Source organism: Neobacillus drentensis (genome assembly GCF_036962765.1).
Lineage (GTDB): Bacteria > Bacillota > Bacilli > Bacillales > Cytobacillaceae > Neobacillus > Neobacillus drentensis_C.
In genome coordinates this window covers 1-1,836 of the sequence record NZ_JBALOS010000373.1, presented here as the reverse complement: position 1 = coordinate 1,836, position 1,836 = coordinate 1, and the positions used below count along the sequence as shown (strand labels likewise).

At 35.5% G+C, this 1,836-nt stretch carries 3 protein-coding genes; all 3 read left to right on the top strand.

Annotated elements, in window-relative coordinates:
- Positions 1 to 318, top strand: a 318-nt coding sequence (locus V7137_RS29690; protein ID WP_335701392.1) for a helix-turn-helix domain-containing protein, incomplete at its 5' end; no start/stop codon positions are given.
- 42 nt (positions 319 to 360) lie between these two features.
- Positions 361 to 1,344, top strand: a complete 984-nt coding sequence (locus tag V7137_RS29685) for an MBL fold metallo-hydrolase (RefSeq protein WP_335701391.1) — start codon at positions 361 to 363, stop codon at positions 1,342 to 1,344.
- Between the two features lie 61 nt (positions 1,345 to 1,405).
- A complete protein-coding gene (locus V7137_RS29680) occupies positions 1,406 to 1,783 on the top strand; it encodes a hotdog domain-containing protein (protein WP_335701390.1) in 378 nt (125 codons plus the stop codon).
- Positions 1,784 to 1,836: the final 53 nt, after the last annotated feature.

Genomic DNA, 1,836 nt, shown 5'->3' with positions numbered 1-1,836 from the left:
GATAACGCTTTCATTAGAAGAGCAAAGGATATGCTTAATACCAACTTAGAAAATGTACTTAAACTTGACGAGATATGTAAAGAGCTTGATTTATCGAAATTTAAGTTTATCAGATTATTCAAGGCTCATACTGGAATTTCACCATACCAATACTTTCTTAACTGCAAGATAGAACGTGCAAAGCAGTTAATAGAAAAAAATGGAGATATTTATTCAGTAGTAGCTGAATGTGGTTTTGTTGATTTATCTCATTTAAATAAACACTTTAAAAGCGTATATGGAACCACAGCATTTGAATATATGTCACATTTAAATTGAGAAGAAGTTTTTTAGTCAATGAAATTTAAGGTGGGATATCCTATGAAAAAATCCAATATTTTTTTCTTTGAAAGAAAATTTCCAAGTGCAAATATGATCCTTATTAAGGATCAGCTCCCGATCCTTATTGATACTGGTTTTGGGAGTGATGCGAAAGAAACAGAGCAATTAATTAAAAAAGCAGGCGTTTTACCAGAAGAATTACACCTTATTGTGAACACGCACTACCATAGTGACCATGTAGGAGGCAATTTTCATCTTCAAAAAAATTATGGTGTTACGATTGCTGCTCATAAATGGGACGCCGATTTAATAAATTCTTATGACCCTGAAGCCTGTAGTGCAGAATGGTTAGATCAGCCTGTAGAACCTTATCGAGTCGACACAAAGCTCAGAGATAACGATGAGATTAACACAGGAAGTAGAACCTTGAGAGTCTTGCACACACCGGGACATACGTTAGGGCATATTTCTTTATATGAACCTGAAGAAGAAACATTAATTTGCGGGGATCTCTTTCACAAAAATGATATCGGATGGTTAAATATCTTTCGAGAGGGTGTTTCATCTATCCAACGATCTATGGAAAGTTTGGATCGGTTGTCGATGCTCCGGATTCAACATGCATATTCAGGACATGGACCTCAAATGGAGAATCCTATGTCTGCCATTGATGCAGCAAGGAAACGGTTTGAAAAGTGGCTCAAGTTGCCAGAAAAAGTTTCATGGCATGCCTGCAAGAGGATTTTTTCATTCACATTAATCATAAAAAATGGATTAAAAAAAGAAGAAATCGATAACTACCTACTAAAGTGTGGTTGGTTCCAAGATTTTGCAAATTATTCTTTCCAGCTTCAGCCAGAAGAATTTATTCAAATCCTGCTCGATGAAATGATTCGTTCCGGAGCAGCAAGCTGGCACAATAATCATTTCATCGCCTCCACCCCATACCAAACACCACAAAAGAACTGGATGAATGAGAACATAAAGCCGAAAGATTGGAAACCTCAAGATTTTCTCACATAACTAAATGTAATATTCGATTATTATTAACCATTCCGTATAAAACCTTCAGGAGGAGATTTATATGCCATTAAAAGTAGGAGATATAATTACGTTTGAACGGACTTTTACAGTAAGGGATGTTGAATTATTTACAGAGATTTCAGGTGATGAAGGAATTCATCATATAACCCCAAATGAACAGGGAAGACTTGTAGTTCAAGGGTTATTAACGGCAGCTCTACCAACCAAAGTAGGTGGAGATGCAAACGTGTTGGCACGTACTATGAATTTTGAGTTTTTAAGACCTGTGTTTACGGGGGATACAATCATTTGTGGAGTTAAAATTGAAAAATACGAAAGGCAAGAAAATAATAGAACAGCTATTTTGGCATCCTTTTTATGTAAAAATCAGAATGAAAAAGAAGTATTAAAAGGGAATTTTTCAGGTGTAATACTTTAAATTCCTTATACCTTCTTCAACTAACGTGTGCAAGAGTTAAAGATTGGGATGGC

Excerpts from the sequence above, each read along its gene's own strand:
- V7137_RS29685 (WP_335701391.1), top strand. The coding sequence starts at position 361 with ATGAAAAAATCCAATATTTTTTTCTTTGAAAGAAAATTTCCAAGTGCA.
- V7137_RS29680 (WP_335701390.1), top strand. The coding sequence starts at position 1,406 with ATGCCATTAAAAGTAGGAGATATAATTACGTTTGAACGGACTTTTACA.